The sequence below is a fragment of the Lactobacillus kefiranofaciens genome (genome assembly GCF_900103655.1).
GTDB classification, from domain to species: domain Bacteria; phylum Bacillota; class Bacilli; order Lactobacillales; family Lactobacillaceae; genus Lactobacillus; species Lactobacillus kefiranofaciens.
The window spans coordinates 1-16,971 of sequence record NZ_FMXC01000034.1 but is presented as its reverse complement, the minus strand read 5'-3'; the positions used below and the strand labels follow the sequence as shown (position 1 = coordinate 16,971).

At 33.5% G+C, this 16,971-nt stretch carries 16 protein-coding genes and 1 pseudogene; 4 read left to right on the top strand and 13 right to left on the bottom strand.

Annotated features, from left to right (window positions below; genetic code table 11):
* Positions 1 to 277: 277 nt before the first annotated feature.
* The 5 genes from BLP58_RS09620 to BLP58_RS12460 form a co-directional block, all read right to left on the bottom strand.
* Entirely contained in the window at positions 278 to 553 is a 276-nt protein-coding gene (locus BLP58_RS09620) for a hypothetical protein (protein WP_003625713.1), read from the bottom strand.
* 2 nt (positions 554 to 555) lie between these two features.
* The gene (locus BLP58_RS09615) at positions 556 to 1,605 is read right to left on the bottom strand and encodes a ParM/StbA family protein (RefSeq protein WP_013855366.1); all 1,050 of its coding nucleotides are present in this window, start codon (positions 1,603 to 1,605) and stop codon (positions 556 to 558) included.
* A 439-nt stretch (positions 1,606 to 2,044) separates the two neighbouring features.
* Entirely contained in the window at positions 2,045 to 2,245 is a 201-nt protein-coding gene (locus BLP58_RS09610) for a hypothetical protein (protein WP_013855364.1), read from the bottom strand.
* Positions 2,246 to 2,441: 196 nt separating this feature from the next.
* Complete coding sequence (locus tag BLP58_RS09605) at positions 2,442 to 4,034, bottom strand: ATP-binding cassette domain-containing protein (RefSeq protein ID WP_013855363.1); 1,593 nt, start codon at positions 4,032 to 4,034, stop codon at positions 2,442 to 2,444.
* Between the two features lie 108 nt (positions 4,035 to 4,142).
* Positions 4,143 to 4,271 (bottom strand): hypothetical protein, encoded by a 129-nt coding sequence (locus BLP58_RS12460; RefSeq protein WP_013855362.1) that lies wholly within the window; start codon positions 4,269 to 4,271, stop codon positions 4,143 to 4,145.
* 116 nt (positions 4,272 to 4,387) lie between these two features.
* On the opposite strand from BLP58_RS12460, the gene BLP58_RS09600 reads away from it, so the two are divergent.
* Positions 4,388 to 6,778, top strand: coding sequence for a class III lanthionine synthetase LanKC N-terminal domain-containing protein (locus BLP58_RS09600; protein ID WP_013855361.1), 2,391 nt, complete (start codon positions 4,388 to 4,390; stop codon positions 6,776 to 6,778).
* A gap of 229 nt (positions 6,779 to 7,007) precedes the next feature.
* Here the strand turns inward: BLP58_RS09600 and BLP58_RS09595 are convergent, their stop codons facing one another.
* The 3 genes and pseudogenes from BLP58_RS09595 to BLP58_RS09585 all read right to left on the bottom strand — a co-directional run.
* Positions 7,008 to 7,601 carry a recombinase family protein gene (locus BLP58_RS09595; protein WP_013855360.1) on the bottom strand — a complete coding sequence of 198 codons (594 nt, stop codon included), beginning with the start codon at positions 7,599 to 7,601 and terminating at the stop codon, positions 7,008 to 7,010.
* A gap of 182 nt (positions 7,602 to 7,783) precedes the next feature.
* Positions 7,784 to 8,002: a hypothetical protein gene (locus tag BLP58_RS09590; protein ID WP_025084238.1), complete on the bottom strand. Its 219-nt coding sequence runs from the start codon at positions 8,000 to 8,002 to the stop codon at positions 7,784 to 7,786.
* Positions 8,003 to 8,203: 201 nt separating this feature from the next.
* A pseudogene (locus BLP58_RS09585) lies at positions 8,204 to 8,308 on the bottom strand (recombinase family protein); the annotation flags it as partial.
* A gap of 480 nt (positions 8,309 to 8,788) precedes the next feature.
* Between BLP58_RS09585 and BLP58_RS09575 the strand changes: the two are divergent.
* The 3 genes from BLP58_RS09575 to BLP58_RS12580 all read left to right on the top strand — a co-directional run bounded on the left by BLP58_RS09575 (position 8,789) and on the right by BLP58_RS12580 (position 12,262).
* On the top strand, positions 8,789 to 10,003 hold the full coding sequence (locus BLP58_RS09575) for an SIR2 family protein (protein ID WP_013855356.1): 1,215 nt from the start codon (positions 8,789 to 8,791) through the stop codon (positions 10,001 to 10,003).
* On the top strand, positions 9,993 to 11,921 hold the full coding sequence (locus tag BLP58_RS09570; protein WP_013855355.1) for an ATP-binding protein: 1,929 nt from the start codon (positions 9,993 to 9,995) through the stop codon (positions 11,919 to 11,921). The genes BLP58_RS09575 and BLP58_RS09570 overlap by 11 nt, the downstream gene beginning before the upstream one ends.
* Positions 11,922 to 12,172: 251 nt before the next feature.
* On the top strand, positions 12,173 to 12,262 hold the full coding sequence (locus BLP58_RS12580) for a putative holin-like toxin (RefSeq protein ID WP_021353390.1): 90 nt from the start codon (positions 12,173 to 12,175) through the stop codon (positions 12,260 to 12,262).
* A gap of 158 nt (positions 12,263 to 12,420) precedes the next feature.
* Here the strand turns inward: BLP58_RS12580 and BLP58_RS09560 are convergent, their stop codons facing one another.
* The 5 genes from BLP58_RS09560 to BLP58_RS09540 all read right to left on the bottom strand — a co-directional run.
* Positions 12,421 to 13,545: an ArdC-like ssDNA-binding domain-containing protein gene (locus tag BLP58_RS09560; protein ID WP_013855354.1), complete on the bottom strand. Its 1,125-nt coding sequence runs from the start codon at positions 13,543 to 13,545 to the stop codon at positions 12,421 to 12,423.
* Positions 13,546 to 13,548: 3 nt separating this feature from the next.
* Positions 13,549 to 13,764, bottom strand: a complete 216-nt coding sequence (locus tag BLP58_RS09555; RefSeq protein ID WP_008855344.1) for a hypothetical protein — start codon at positions 13,762 to 13,764, stop codon at positions 13,549 to 13,551.
* A gap of 126 nt (positions 13,765 to 13,890) precedes the next feature.
* Complete coding sequence (locus BLP58_RS09550) at positions 13,891 to 16,026, bottom strand: type IA DNA topoisomerase (RefSeq protein WP_013855353.1); 2,136 nt, start codon at positions 16,024 to 16,026, stop codon at positions 13,891 to 13,893.
* A complete protein-coding gene (locus BLP58_RS09545; RefSeq protein WP_003625659.1) occupies positions 16,023 to 16,442 on the bottom strand; it encodes a hypothetical protein in 420 nt (139 codons plus the stop codon). The genes BLP58_RS09550 and BLP58_RS09545 overlap by 4 nt, the downstream gene beginning before the upstream one ends.
* A 14-nt stretch (positions 16,443 to 16,456) precedes the next feature.
* Positions 16,457 to 16,971, bottom strand: a 515-nt coding sequence (locus BLP58_RS09540; protein WP_369596149.1) for a conjugal transfer protein TrbL family protein, incomplete at its 5' end; no start/stop codon positions are given.

Here is a 16,971-nt window from a genome sequence, read left to right as displayed (position 1 = left end):
TTTTACTTTTTCATCGTATCCAAATAATGCATTTGTATCATATCTATCAGCAATACTTTTCCTGTAAACTGTTAATGACAATGATCCTCTAGCATATCGAGCATTCATACCATTCCAATATTTAATACATGCAAAAGTAGTCATAGGTAACATTCTAAAAATGCTCCAGTTATTCATCTTTCTATGAGTAACTTCATACTCACATAAAGAACGAATTATTCAACTTACCGCAAAAAATTATACACTTAGTGGTTTTGTATATTTTGCCAGCTTTTTTCTAAATATCATTGTCTGAAAATGCATTAAATCCTCCTTGCAAGCGTTCTTTGGAATCAGATGGTGATTCTGTGCTATTTTTAGGTGCTTCTGGAGCTTTTAATTCATCTTTAACATAAGGATCACCTTGAGCCTTTAACCGTTCAATTTCGTGAATTAAAGCGGTTTTAACAAGTGTGGTTTTAGGAATTAATGATTTATCAAAGTAATCAAGGATTTCTTTGTCGACAATTTTCTCGGGATTTAGACGGACGTTCAAGGTTTTAACTTTTCCCATGATTACTTGCTCCCTTCGTTTTGAGCTTGTTGACTTAATCCGTACTTATAAAAGCCGTTAACATTAGCAACTTCTGTATTTTTAACAATAACTGCGTTAGTGAAAGTAGTATTCAAGATTTTTTGGTTAAGCAAATTGGCACCACCACCAGTAAAGAACAAAGTATCAATACTATTAAGGTTCTTTAACGTTGAAGTTACATTAGCAACTAGGCGCCGGGTAAATCGGTCAATTTCCTTGCAAACCAAATCAGTAATATCATCTTGACGATTTTTAGAAAATCGGTAGCTCCAATGATGTTGCTGATTTCCCTTTCGTAAATCTTTTTCTAATTGATAAAGGCTAGTATCGCCGTTAATCCCGTTGGCAATGGCTTCATATAGATCATTTACGCCGGTATTAAATTGATGGCGGTTTTTGCCACTTAGCTCAAAGTTTAAAATCGTATCAATCAGTATTGTTCCACCACCTACGTCAACAATGCCGACTTTTTCGTCTAATAGATCTTTATTCTGGATAAAACCTTCATTATCTAGTAATTCGTTATATAAGGTGCCGATTGGTTGGGGCAAAATATAAACTTTACGAACTCTTACCGTCACGATTTTATCGTCAATAGTAACTTGGTGTTGACCCTCTAAGACTTTTAATAAAGCTTTTAATTGTCCTTGTTCAGCGTAATCTCCAGTTGGAAGTCCGGCAGTGACGACTACTTCTAAAACTTGATCTTTAGCCGCTTTGAAATCACTTGCTAGTAATCCCAGCGCAAAATTGGCTAGTAATTTAAATGCTTCACTATTGTATCGAGCACCATACATGATTGTATCCGCTAAATATTCGTCAAGGTGAAGTCGGTCAATATCTCGACCCCATACGTACTTATCGTCGCTAAAAGGGACTGAATAAGTGTGTAGGTCATTATTCATTGTAGAATTGCCAACTGACATCGGCATGTCTGCTTGGTTTAAATATCTTGAAGGCAGTACATATTCAGCTTTGCTACTTTTTAATTTTGTCTGCTTGTTTCCTAAATCTAAGCTAAAAATATCCATAAAGCACTCTCCTTGTATTGCATTATTTTGTGTACATACAAAATACCACATTACATGCTATTTGTAAATAAACAGAATCACAAAAAATGCAACTAAATTAAGTTGCATTACAAAAAGTACCGCTTTGTTAGTTATTTTCGTTTAATCTTGTATTTCTTTCAACTTTTGATCACAGTACAAAAAGCAGTTTCTAAGAAGAAACTGCTTAATTATTATTTTTTAACAGATACACGAAAAAACGCAGTTTAAACTACGTTTTTTATTAACTTTTCATTTAATAAATTTATAAATCATTAGAGTACAAAATCCACCACATATTGCACTTAATACAATATTTAAAAGCATATTTGAAATATGTGGTGCAATTATAAAATTATATAACTCTACTACCAGTGTTAAGCAAACAAAATATAAAATTAATTGACCTTTTTTCATAAAACTATTGCCACCCACAACTAGTAATCGTTCTTGCTAAGAAATTATAATCAACCCAAACACCGCCTTTAATACTGCTTCCTACTAGTGCGGATACTGATGAGCTGATCGCTCCCACTGCAAAAGTAGCTAAACCACCTGAAACATAATTAGCAATAAGTGCACCTAACCCACCTACGGCGCCAGCTGCAACAGCTTGTGTCATATTTTTATTTAGATATACTCTAATGTAGTTCCAATGTATGGTGGTGGACCAATATGAATTCCGCTCTTAAAAAGGCACTTAAGGTTCTCCTTGATAGTTTACTTCGTTGATATAAGATCTATCGATCCAATACCTAAAGGTCGTCTTTAAAGACGACCTTTTTAGTAAGCTCCATATTTAATTGAATACTTTGTTTTTATAATTTTATAATTTGATCAAATTTTTTAATAACTTCTGTATGTAATTGATGCGTTACAAAAATTACTGTTAAGTCATTTAACATTACTAATTGTTCTTCAATTTGAATAGCTACATCTTGACTTAAGCTATTTGTTCCTTCATCTACTAATAAAATTTGGGGCTTTCTTAATAAACCTCTTGCTAATGCTAAGCGTTGTCTTTGTCCTCCAGAGAATAATTGACCTTTTTCTCCAACAAAACTATCTAGACCTTTGTCTAGCTTTTTAACAAAGTCTTTTAATTGACTTTTATTTAAAGCTTCCCATAATTCTTCATCTGAAAATTTTTCTCCCAATGTCAAATTATAACGGATAGAACCAGTAAATATATTAGGAATTTGATCTAGGTATACAATTTTTTTTCGTAAAATAACAGTAGAAATATCTCTCAATTCTTTGTTTCCTATTTTAATACTACCTTCGTATGGAAAAATTTTACCACCTATAATATTTAATAAAGTTGATTTACCGCAACCAGATTCTCCAGAAATAATTACTTTACTACTAAAAGGTATGCTTATTGATAGATTATTAAAAAGAGGCTTTTCGTTTTGAGAATACCGAAAACTCATATTTTTAATATCAATATTGGGATTATTGTTAATTTTTAATAATTTATTCGAATCATCTATTGATTTAAGATCATACTTTTTAAAAAGAGGTTTAACTGATTTTATATTATTTAATACTGGTCCTACTTGTGATAGATCATTAAAAATACTGGATGCTAATGTACCAGTTGAAAAGATTGATCCAATAGAAACTATTCTTTGTATAGCTAAAAAGCCAGTCCATCCTTGTGTACCAAGTTGACCTAATAAATTACATAATACAGCTATAGAAGTTGCTGATCCTGTAGTTTTTGCTAATTGAACTTTTTTATTTTTAACTACCTTACCATTTTTTTTAATAATCTGTTCTAATTTTTGAGTCATATTAAATGCATATAATGTATCAAATCCACGTAGAAGATCATTTATTCCAGCTATAAACTTTTCGTTTGCAGTCGAAACAGCTACACTTTCAAGCTGAATTTTTTTATTTAAAATTTGTGGTAGAGCAACTGTTATAAATGATAAAAAACAAACAGTTATAATTAGACTCCAATTATAATGAATTAAAGCTACTCCTGAAATCAGCGTATCAGAAATGATAGTCATTAAATCAAAAACTTTAGCAAATCCATTGTTTTCAATCATGGTAACATCATTACTGAGCCATGATGAATAATCACCTGTATCCTTAGAATGAAAATCCATATAATTTTGCATAGAAATATTTTGTCCTATTTTTTCTTTTAGACACAAGCTCATTTTTTGCGTGGCTAATGCTGTAGAAATAGTCATTAAATAAGCAAAAAAAGCAAAAATAATCCAACAAATTAATTCTAATAAAAGATAAAATAAAAATTTTTTAATATTTAATTGAATTAAAGAATTCAGTACGTTAGTACTGATAACTGCTGCAATAACCTTTGAAAAAGAATATAAAATGATACTTGATAAGGCAATAAATACTTCTAATTTAAATTTTTTAAAATAAATTAACATAATATAAAAACATCCTAATGAAAAAAATGCCACTAAATCAAGGAATTATAAATACCGAGATTTAGCAGCACATTATCTTCTTAATTTCAGTAGGAATTTCTATTTCTACTAAAATCTATCTTCATCCTTAAAGCAAGTAATAGCACCAGCACCACAAACTTTAATAGTAAACAGCTTCGTAGCATTTCCTTTACGAGCTTGTACATTATCTAAATCTAACAATGTTAATGATTTCATAATTATACCCTCCTTAAAAATCATCTTTTTTTCTTGTTGATATTATAATATAATTAAAGCTGTACAATGTCAACGATTTCTTTTAATATTTTTATTATTAACGTGAGGTCTACATTATGATTTATAATTTGATAAATTTATTAAATCTCAACAATATACAGGGTTCTTATAGTTTTCAACATGATTCAATGTGGTTATATTGCTATCCAAAACAATTAAAGATGCTGAATCAAGGCTGGAAAATACATATTTCTTGCTATTTACATGATTTTAAAAAAGTATTAACTAAAATTATGCCAATTATCATAAAATATCATTGTTTCTTTAAAGTACCTATTAGAGAGCATGCATTTTTATCTTTACTGTATGGTGATAAACCGTACGAGGAAACTGGTAAAATTATTACTATATATCCTTCTCAATCCAATCAATTAGAAAAGATTTTAAATGAGTTGTATTTTGCTATGCCTAATATAAAGTATTCAAAAATTCCAACTGATTATAGTTTTAAAAACAGTAATATATTTATTCGATATGGTGCTTTTTCTGATAAGCTAAGTTATTTAGATGATACAGGTATAATTCATTCTGCGATAAAGGATGATAAAAATAAGCCAGTAATTGATGAAAGAAAGGTTGGAAGATATTGTCCTAAATTCATTAATCTACCAAACTTTTTACCTAAAAATAATGTCGAATATAATCTTGATTTAACTTCTATTGGAATAACAAATCCAATTTTATTAAGCAGAAAACCAGGATGTTCAGTATATGAAATAAAGTATAATCATAAACCAGCAATAATGAAGTTAGCATTTAAAAATAGTGTACTAGATTTTATGTCTCGTGATGGCATATCACGATTACAAAATGAAATCAGTTTCTTAACTAAATTTAAGAAACTAGCATATATACCAGATTTATATTTTTCACTGACTAATGATCAAATTTGTTTAGTAATTGAAGAAAAGTGCTCAGGAATTAGTTTAGATAGGATTTTCGATGCATCGGAATATAATCATCTACTTACTACACAAAATAAACGTAAAATAATTAAAAAAATAAGTCTTCAATTAAGAAAAATTCATCAAATGGGAATAATTTTGCGTGATTTTGCTCCTAATAATATTATGATCAATTCTAACCAGCAAATTAAGTTCATTGATTTTGAGAATACTGCAATGATAGGCGAGAAATTTCCATTTAGTGGGGCCACTCCTGGTTATTTTAATACTCATGATGTTAAAAGAAATACTTATGCTGCAGATATTTACGGCTTAGGAGCTATTATCTTCTTCTTAAATACCTCTTTTTTACCATATTTTAAAGAATGTTTTGAATCAAAAAAAGCATTAAAAAATAAGTTAATGACTGTTGCCCTTAAAACTAATCCGTCAGATTTAAAATTGACTCTTATTGGAATTGATCTGATGATAAACACGCCTAAAACTTTATATAAAAATATTTTATCTTTAAAGAAAATTAAAACAGATGAAATTTTTACTCAAGATATTTCTTTTAATACCATAAAGAATACAAAAAAATATCTTAAAAATAGAATTCAACAAATGGATTTTAATAATAAACATAGATTACTAAAACCAGGTTTATTTGATTTAAATACAAGCTATTTATCAATTAATTTTGGAATTATTGGATTATTATTCCTTATAAAGGAGTACACGGTCAAAACAAAGTCTGATGAATTCTTAACTACATTTGACAAAATAATAAATTGGATAAATATAAATTATAAAAATCAAATACATTGTTCCAACCTTATAAATGGCGAAATATCTTTACTAGATCTAATTAATTGGCGATATAAATCCGAATATAAGAATTTAAAATTAAAAATTTTAAGAATAATAAAACAATCTAAAATTAAAGATACTTCATTATTTACTGGATTGGCTGGACAAATACTAACATTATCAAAAGCTTACTCCCAGGAAAGTGATAAAAGACTGAAAAGAATCGAAAAAGATATTCTGAAGCAAAAATTTGTAATTTTTATTCAAAATTATACCTTTAATAAAGATCTTTCATTATCTACGGGTTTAGCAGGTGTTTGCTTAGCAATACACTCATATCCTTTATTAAATAAACTTCATAAAGAGCGTTATTTAAACAATATGCTAAATATTGGATTGAAATCAATAGATAACGATCATATAAATTTATATGATAAAGCCATATTTTTGTCGAACTTTGTTAATAATGAATCAATTTTTAAAAAGACATATGAATTACTAGTAAAAATCAACAATTATTGCATTTATCAATCGCCAGGGTTACTAGATGGATTATCATTACTCTTATTATTAGCTTCAAAACTAAGAAATTCAGAGTTAGTAACAAAATATTCATGTATTATATTTACTCTTTCTAATAGTAAAAATGGTATTAATTTATGGCCATTTCCATATCAAGCTATTCCTAATGACTATTCTTTTTTGAACGGTACAACAGGTATTTATTATGCTTTATTGAAAAGTAATTATTAAATAATATATGGTTGAATTTGTATTTTTTATAAGATTTTATATGAAAATAGATTTTGTTACAAAAAAGTTAATAGGATAGCCGAATTCTAAAAAATATTATTTAACATAAAAGTGAATTAAATCTTTTTTAGAATAGATTAGATACCACTAAAATCATGTAAAATTTCGATGCTTTAGTAGTTCTGGCACAAAAGATAAATCTCCTTATTTACTTTAACAAAAGTCGTCCTTAGAGATGGCTTTTGTTTTGTGTATTTCGTAATTCTCTAAAACGTCGATAAATAGTTGCTTTGGACATGCCTAGTTTTTTACTAATTTCAGAATAACTCATGTGCTCTTGAGTATGCAGTTTCCAAGCAAAATCAATCTGCTCTCGATCATATTTTCTTGGCATACCGTCATGAAAATTAGGATTATTAGCTTTAGCCCACGCCTTGCCCTCTTGGGTTCTACTTACAATTAAATCTCGTTCAAATTTCGCAAACGCACTGAACACAGTGAAAATTAAACGTCCACTTGGTGAATTATCAATCGTACCAATATTTAAAACCTTTAGAATCACTCCCTCAGCATTCATTTTCTTTACAATGCTAAGGGCATCTTGAGTATTTCTGGCCAACCTGTCTAATTTAGTGACGATCAAGGTATCACCATTTTTGATTTTGATCATTAATTTATCAAATTCAGGTCGATCAGTAGTAGTACCAGTATATTTATCTTTGAAAATTTTAGTAGCTCCTGCTCGGTTTAAATCAGCAATTTGCGTTGCATAGTCTTGCTGAGCAGTTGAAACACGGGCATAACCGTAAATAGTATTTGTCATAATCTTCCTCTTAATCATGATAGTAAGTTATGAATACAGCTTATACCCTGATTTTATAAGCTTTTAATATTGTAATCAAGGCTTTCAACTTATGAATACAATAATTAATTTTTTTGAATGAATACATAAAAAACGCAGTTTTTTACTGCGTTTTTAAGACTAAATGACTACTTTTTAATTTTTTATAGACTATCTTTGATTCCTTTAAACAAAGCGCACCAAAAATACATATATGCTAAGATACACATAATTAAAATTGGGATTTTTAACCATAGTGGCCACTGCATTGTTATATTCATAATTGAAGTGTGTATATTTGTTTTAAAGATAGCATCTACAAGCAGGGGTAAAAAAGGAATTAGTCCTAGTAATACCTTAAAAATTAATACTGCTTTTTTCATTTTTTATGACCTCCATAGTTGAAAAGAATTATTGATGGTTACCAGGCAAAAAAATGATAATTATATCTTCTGGTCTCATAACTTTATTCCTTTCATTCAAGTTTGTTGATCATTATTATACAGAGGCTTAAACCAAAAATATCAAAATAGCTATATTTGACTTTTATTAAAAAATAGTCATTTGTGTTTTTTCAAAAAGTTAGATAATTCATCCGTAAATAATTTATCAACGTCTTTTAAAGCCGCTAACTGCCGATCTAAATGTTGCTCCTTGGAACTCACACGCGCATACCCGATTTTAGCCATTTTCAGTTCTCCTTTTGGACAGTTCTAATGAACACTTGTAATTCCTAGTATAGCACAGAAACACAAAAGGCCAATAGGGTATACCCTAGTGGCTGTTTGGGGTTTCATGCTATACTGAACCATAACCTACAAATAAAATTGGCCCTAAAGCCGTTAATATGAAAGGCTGATTTAATGATTAACTACTCAAAAATGATAAATAATGTTACTCAGGGCGATACCCTTGAGATTATGAAATCCATTCCAGATAATGCTATCGATTTTCTCCTGGTTGACTTGCCATATGGAACAACTCAAAATAAATGGGATAGTGTGATACCATTAGACCAGTTATGGGCGGAGTATCAATTGAGCGACCAGCTGAGGGCTTGCTCGTGATTTTTACCTTGATGTGCTAAGCGTATATTTTTAAATTGTATTTCTTGTAATTTTATTCCCAATAGCACAAAATATTAAGTTGATATAGAGGAGATTATGGTTATGGATTTGGAGCAACAAGACGAAGAAAAAATTAACGTTTATCGTGGTAGTGACACACCACAGGAAACAGATCTATCTGTTTTTAGGGCGGAGTTTGGAAAATATATGCAAAGTGATAATTTAAACTTTTTATTTGGATCTGGTTGTTCAAGTGTAATTGAAACTAACGAGAAGGGCGATAAGGAGCAGGTTGGTATAGATACTATGGCTGGTCTTTATTCGAAATTCAAAGATGAGAATCCAAACTTTAAAATTGGGGATAAAGATCTGAATGATCCTGATTTTGAAGGTAATTTAGAAAGACTTATGGATATACTCATTTCATTAAGAGAAGCTAAAAATTATATAGAAACGAGAACCGATCCTGATGAGCAAATAAATGAGGTACGCAAGTTTATTAAGGCACAAATTAAAAAGAATATTCACAGTGAAGCTGTTATTAAGCTTTATAAAGAGTTTTATATGCGTACGATAAGAAAATCTCGACAGAATCCAATTAATATTGTAACTACTAACTATGACTTATTTAATGAGTTGGCTTTAGATAGTCTTGGCTTTTTTTACAACGATGGTTTTTCTGGTACCTTCAGAAGAAGGTTTAATCCACTAGTTTACAACTATATATATGCTAATAATATGAATCTAAACAAAAGTGTTTGGAATAGGGTAGACAACTTCTATAATCTCTTTAAAATACATGGTTCGGTTTCTTGGGAGAAACAAAATGGCAATATTTATGAAAAAGATCCTGAAAATATTAAAGCTGAAAATGTTATGATTTATCCAACTCCATTAAAGGATAGAAGTACATTAATGGTGCCTTATTCAGATTTATTCAGAAATTTTAAGAATCATTTGGCAAATCCAAATGCAGTTTTAATTACACTAGGCTACAGTTTTGGAGACGATCATATTAATCGGGTAATTCTAGATAATTTATCGATACCTTCTTTTAGATTAATTATTTTTGGAGATACAGGGAATGAGAAAGTTATTGATGGTCAAGAGAAAGATTCAAATATTCTTCGGTTGCTTAAGGCTCATGATCCAAGAATTATTGTAGTTAATTCAGAAAATAAGATACATTATTTTGAAAGTTTCATTAAGAAAATTATGCCTAGCCCGCTAGTTGATGTACAAGAAAATCAAAAATTATCAGAAGCAATTAGAAATATAGGTTCATTGTTACAGGTAGGTGATCAACTTGGGAAGTAGAACAATTGGTAAATTGGTATCGATTCGTAATGGACAGATTATTGCTGAAATTTCGTCAGATCTTGGAGAGTATGTTAATACTCTGGATGGTATTAATTTTGTTGGTGAAGTTGGGAGCTATGTCACAATTCACGATTTTGATAGAGATGTTATTGCCGAAATAAGCGGTATTAATGAGGAACTTAAGAATGGTTATCAAGAATATGAAAAGCCAAATTCTGTAGAACAGATTACCTTAGATTTACTTGGTGAAATTCATGATGGTAGTTTTACTTTTGGAGTAACGAGACTACCAAGACTTTTTATGGAAATTAATTTAATCAGTACTCAAGAACTTGATACCATTCTAAGTGTTAATAATGCAGAACCTCCTATAGAGACCAATTCAAATGAAACATATATTAATGCTTTATCAATTGGTAAATCTACAATATTTGATAATTATCAAGTTAAGATTAACCTTAACAAATTTTTTGGTTATCATTTTGCTGTTTTTGGAAATACTGGTGCTGGCAAATCCAACACTATTGCAAATATCATACAGAAAATATTTTCTAAGACAAATCGGTCTGCTAGTGGCGCACATATTATAATGCTGGACTCAAATGGTGAATACGATAAAGCATTTAATAAAATCCACGTAATCAATCCTGAAATTGGATACAGAAATATTAAAGTCGGTAATTCAGCCAATTCACCAGAAGTATTTCAGATACCAGTATGGGCGTTAAGTGTTGATGACTGGGCTATTTTGTTGAACGCTTCTGAGAAAACACAAATACCCGTTATAAGAAGAGCCATCCAGATTGTCAAGGCATTTAATTCCGATGATAATAAGATAATCAATAAATTGAAAAATCATATCATTGCTAGCACAATTATTGGAATTGAGGCCAACTCAGACAGTTCACCATCAAGTAGTGATAAAATGAAAAGTTTAATAACACGGTATTGTACAGATGAATTGAATCCTAAAACCATTATTGCACTTAAAAAGCCCGTTACAATAGCCAAAGACGACACGAGAGATAATTTAACTTTAATGCAAACAGTATCTACTTATTATGGGCAGCTTGTTGTAGTTGATGAACTTGTTCAATTTTGTCAGAAGTATATATGCAAAGATAATTTATTTACAAGTATTAATCAAATTCATGATGTAGTTTTCGATTTTTCAGATTTTATTGAGGCTATGAAATTTGCTATTTTATATGAAGGTAGTGTTAGCAGCCAAAGAGTTCAGGAATATACCGCTCCCATGATGTCCAGACTGCAGTCATTGAACGAATCTGCTATGGGTGCAATTTTCGGAAAAACTAAGTTTTTGACGACAGAAGATTTTGTAGATCATCTTGTAAAAAAAAATCAGTTGGTTAATATTGATGTTAGTAGTATTGACGATTCAACAGGTGAGGTTCTTATACGCGTACTTTCTAAGATGATTCTTGATTTCCAAAAAATGCGTAAACAACAAACTCAACCTGAATTGATTTATCCAATTAATTTAATTATTGAAGAAGCCCATAGATATGTTGCTGAAAATAAACTTCAAACTGAACTAGGGTTCGATATCTTTGAACGTGTCGCAAAAGAAGGTAGAAAGTTTAGATTCTTGTTAGGTATATCTTCACAACGCCCCAGTGAACTTTCTCGTACTGTTGTTTCACAATGCAGTAATTTCATAGTTCATCGAGTCCAAAATCCTGATGATCTTAATTATATTTCTAAAATGGTTCCTTATATCAATAAGGGGATTATTGAAAGATTGACATATCTTAAAACTGGATCTGCACTAGTATTTGGAACAGCAATCAATATACCGACTTTGACCGAATTTGCACCAGCTAATCCTAAAACAGATAGTGATAGTGCTGAAATTTCAAAATCATGGTTTCATTTGAAAAATAAGAACGATTAATGACCGAGATTCAGATATTATCGTTGTAATATCCAGTGTATATAACAACCAGACCAGTTTCTTAATTCAATTGAATATGAAAACTTATGAAACATCATTCAAGCGTCACAGCTTTTATTATGCTTGGTCAATCCCTAGTTCCCTTGTATAATGGATTAAGTAAGAAGTTTTTAAGGACGGTGGCTGTCTTTTCCCTTGTGAGGTGAGGCCCATGGGAACATGGAATAATCTTCAGGAAGGTTTCACAGTCAATGAGCGTCTTCCAGACACTCTCGTTGATGTTGCTGTTTGGCACGTTTTTAATCGCGCTCCTCAGCTATATCGACAAGCACCACAAATAAAAAAAGCCGCCCCGATTATAACTTTGGCGAGTTACGGGACGACATTAATATAGTTTTGTAATTATGCCACCGCCTTTGAAGCGGCTTGCGTGAGAAGTCCTGTTTTCGGCGGGACTTCTTTTTTCTGTCCACATTATAGCATGTCCTTTAAAAACTGGCTACCGTTTTAAACTTTGATCAAGTTCGGATTCGGGTTGTTTGATTCCTGGATTCTGCTCAGTAAAGGATTTCAGTTGCTTCTGTGTTCGCTCACTGATTTCATGGTGCACATCGTTTAACTGGTTTTTAAATTGTGCTTTCTGTTGTGGACTAGTTGCTTGTTGAATTTGTTGTTGCAAGCCTTGATAGGACTTATTAAGTTCCTGAGCTGATAGCTTTTTTAGATCATGCTCAGGTTCTTTTTGTGCTTCTTGTAAGCCTAATTGTTTGGTTAAGCCGTCGCTAAGCTCAATCACTTTGTTACTAACTTGCTGGATTTCACTTAAAGCGCTATGGATCACGGCTTTATCTTTAGCCCAGGTAGCCACATACCCGAGTGAGTAGTTACTGGTATCAACACCAATATTTTGCATGGCAACATATGCGACCGCTTCGGCTTGCGTTTCTTGATAGGCTCGCGGGCGATCTTTAAAGGCTGATTTTAACCCATGTAACTGACTATGCGCATATTCATGATATAACGTCTTCAATTTTAAAGCATTATCGGGCTCATCGCCACCAATGACGATTTCATTAGTGCTGGGTTGAAAATACCCCTTAGCCCCATTTAGCGTTGCTAAAGGCACTTCACTGACTTTAAGGTCGGTTTGCTGGTTTAAATAATCTTTGAACGCGTTATACAAGCTCGTTACATTCTGATGATCGGCTAAATTTTCTTTGACAAAATCCTTGGCACTTAACACCGGCTCACCGCTAGTTTGTGATACGTCAAAGACGGGTAGATAACGGTAACCGACAATGGCGCGTTCATCGGTGGTATCAAGACGCTTTTTCTCGGCTGGTGTTAACTTCTTAATAATCGGGGCCGCAATCCGAATCGCTTTTGCGCCTCGTTTGACGGTGCGGTTAAAAGCCGTCTGCCATTGCTTAAAGCCCGCGACTTGAGTGGCTTTCGGATTTTGCGCATAAATCAAATCAATGTTTCTGGCGCTATAATGATGAAATTTAGCCAGGGTATTAAGATACTGTTTAAATCGGTCACTATCGGTTAATTTTAGGATTTGTTGTTCGGCTTGGGCGACTAATTGTGCTTTCCAGGCTTTAACGTCTGCTTTACTCGGCATTGTCTACCCCTCCTCATTTTCAAAAATATCATTCAATATAGGGGCTACGTTGATTTGAATCGGGGTCGTGCCATAAAGGGCGATGTAGCCATCAGCTAATTTTTGCCAAGCCACTTGATAATAGGCTCCGTTACCAGTGATTTCTTTTAAATACTTGTAGGTTCCTTTAGCCTGTAAAACTGGTAATTCACTCCCAATAACTGCTAATTTATTATCCATTTTATGATCTCCTTTGCTTTGCTTTGCTAATCTCACCCGTTGTTTAGGTTTACTTTTAGCTTTATAAAAGTGAACCTAAATGACGGGTTCACCAACCGGAACAACGTGAAGGGCGGTAGGCAGGTTCTAATCAAAATCAAAACTTAATTTATGACCGTCAAGTTTTAGCTTGGCGTCAAACGACTTACCTTTTTTGCTCTTGAACCCCTTTAGTTTGCTGGTTTCACCCTTGGTGACTAAGGCTTTGATTGCAGTTTTACCGAGGGCTTTGCTGCTCCATTTCTTGGGTAGAGTAAAGTCTTCACCTTGTTTAGGCTTCACAATGTAAAACTTCTGTTTATTTAAAACGGTCGCTTGCGGTGTTTCTAAGAATACTTCGGCGGCTTTTTGCGCTTGCTGTTGGTGATCGATTTGTTGCTTAATGGCTGCACTGCCAGTCAATTGCGTGGGAACATCAGCAATCAATTTTGCCACGAACTTTTTGATTTGGTTCAAAAAGTTATCCGGGGTGCGTTCTTCGGTACTGATTTGTTGTAACGCTTGCTCCCATTTAGCCGTCATTTCTGGACTAGTTAGCAAGGGTTCGAGTTCGACCGCTTTACATAAAGTAATTCCGGCTTCACTGACGTGTAGCTTATTCTTTTCAGTAACTAAATAGCCACGTTTCTTCAATATCTCAAGCACATTTGCCCGGGTCGCACTTGTCCCAATGCCTTGCACATCTTTGAGAATCGCCTGGGCTGCTTCATCATCAAGCGTTTTACCGGCCGTCTTCATGGCCGTAATCAGGGTACCTTCGGTAAATGGTACCGGCGGGGTCGTTTCTTTTTGCGGCGTTTGCAGATTTGCTTGAACTTGGTCGCCTTGGTGAACGATCGGTAGGGTGGCTGCCTCTTGCTGGTCGGCTTTGTGATCATCAAATAAAGCTTGCCAACCTTGCTTAGTTGGGACCTTACCCGTTGCTTTAAAATTGGCGTCACCAACTTGGGTGATAATGGTGGTTTCTTCGTACTCGTACGGATCAGCAAACATGGCTAAGGTCGTCCTTAATACTAAGTCATATACTTGTTGCTCAAGTTTTGATAGCTTAGCCAGCTGCTCTTGGCTTGGCACCGTTTTTGTCATAATAATTGCATGGTGTTCTTGCACTTTTTTGCCGTTAACGTATCGGCTTTGTGGCTCGATTTGAGGTAAGGCAATTTCTTTTGAGACTAACTTCTGATACCGCGCCAAGTTCTGGCGCAGATACGTAAATTCTTGATCGGTAATGTATTGACTATCTGTTCGTGGATAAGATAAGTATTTGGCTTCATATAAGGCTTGAACAGCTTTTAAAACATCGGCAGCACTTGCATGATACCGCCGGTTGATCATGGTTTGTAGTGCTGACAACGAGAACAATCGTGGACTGGCGCTTTTTTTAGCCTGCTTTTGGACGTCCTTGATTAAACCGTCCTGTGAGCCTTTCTGAACGTGTTTAGCCTGCATGAATGTCATTAGCTCTGCTTCGTCTTTAAATCGCTGATAGGGGTCTAATTTTGCGACAAATTTTTGCTGATTAGCTAAAATTTCCGCATTTAGCTCAAAATAAGGTTCCGGCTTAAAGTTTTTGATTGCCTGGTCCCTTTGATAGACCATATACAAGGTTGGCGTCTGCACGCGACCAATTGAGTATACCCCGCGGACCCCATTTTGTCTTAATAACAAAGTATATAAGGGACTACCATTCATACCGATCAACCAATCGCTAATTTGACGGGTTTGGGCTTCCTGGTACTTAGGGTAAAACGCCCAGCCGTCTTTCAGCGCTTTAAAACCACTTCTGATGGCGTCTTTTTCTAACGAGTTGATCCATAATCGCTTGATCGTTTTCTGTTTCAAATTAATCTTGGCCTGATTCATAATTGACCAGGCAATGTTCTCCCCTTCACGATCACTATCAGTAGCAACGACAATCGTATCTGCTTTGCTTAACCACTCTTTCACAATTTTGAATTGAGCTTTCTTGTCAGTTGGGACGATAAATTGGTAATGTGCTGGGAAAATAGGTAAGTTACTCAGTGACCAATGTTTGTATTTAGCGTCATAGGCTTCTGGCGCTGCTAGTTCAACTAGGTGGCCGAATCCAAACGTGATAACAGTATCGGGCGGTAAGAGTGAATCGTTAATGATGTAATAGCCTTGTTTCTTAGTGCTCCTTTGGAACGCTTCGACATATGATCGGGCTTGACTTGGTTTTTCTGCCAAAATAACAGTTGTCATTTTCCATACTCCTTGTGATTAAGTTTTTGATCTAATTCTGTTTTACCTTGTTCAGCCGCTTTCAACCAAGTTTCACGGCGCAATTCTTGTTGTTGCTCTATCGATTGTTGCTTCAAATAATGTTGATACCGGTTGATGGCTTTGAGATCTGCATAGGCTGACCAACGGAATAATAAGCCACCCAGCAGTAAAACTAAGGCCATTAGCGCAGTTCCTAAAAAATCGGTATGGTTCGCCATGAAAAGCTCTTGGTATAAATCCATTAACATGAGGTAAATTCCCATTATATAGAAGACCATGCTAACTAAGTTATCAAAATAGTAAGACAGCTTAGTCCGCCGTGAAGGTGTTGTAAAAGGATCGGTTCGCATATCTTTTTTGGCTTTTTCCAATAACCAGTGTGCGATTTTCTTCATAACTATTTTTCCTCCTAGTGGTTACGGAAATAATTTTGAAACATTCTCATGGCACCCATACCAGCACTTTTAGTCACACCGGTTGAAGCCCAAAAGTCTTTAACGGCGTCAGGTGTTTTGACCACCAGAAAACCGAATCCGATTGAAGCAATAAAAGCAATAAACCCGTATTTAGCCATATTAGTGAAACACCACACTGATAATGACATACAAAGCACCTGGCTAATAATGGAAGCATTGTAATAAATGTACTTCTTCCACCACGTACCACTATAATCAAAGCTTTCAGTCGCCATGCTCATTGCAGCTAAAGGAATTGTCAGGTTATACCACGCCATATCAGCCACAAACACACACATTTTGATAAAGAACACGACGGTTACGACAGTGAAGATTAGCAGAAACAAAATCTGTAAGGGTAGCGAAATGCCAACATCTTTTAACCCAGGAACTTTATTCATGCCGGTAATTGATTTAGCAGTGAACTGCTGATCAGAACTAAACATATACTTTAGCAGGGGCAAGGTAA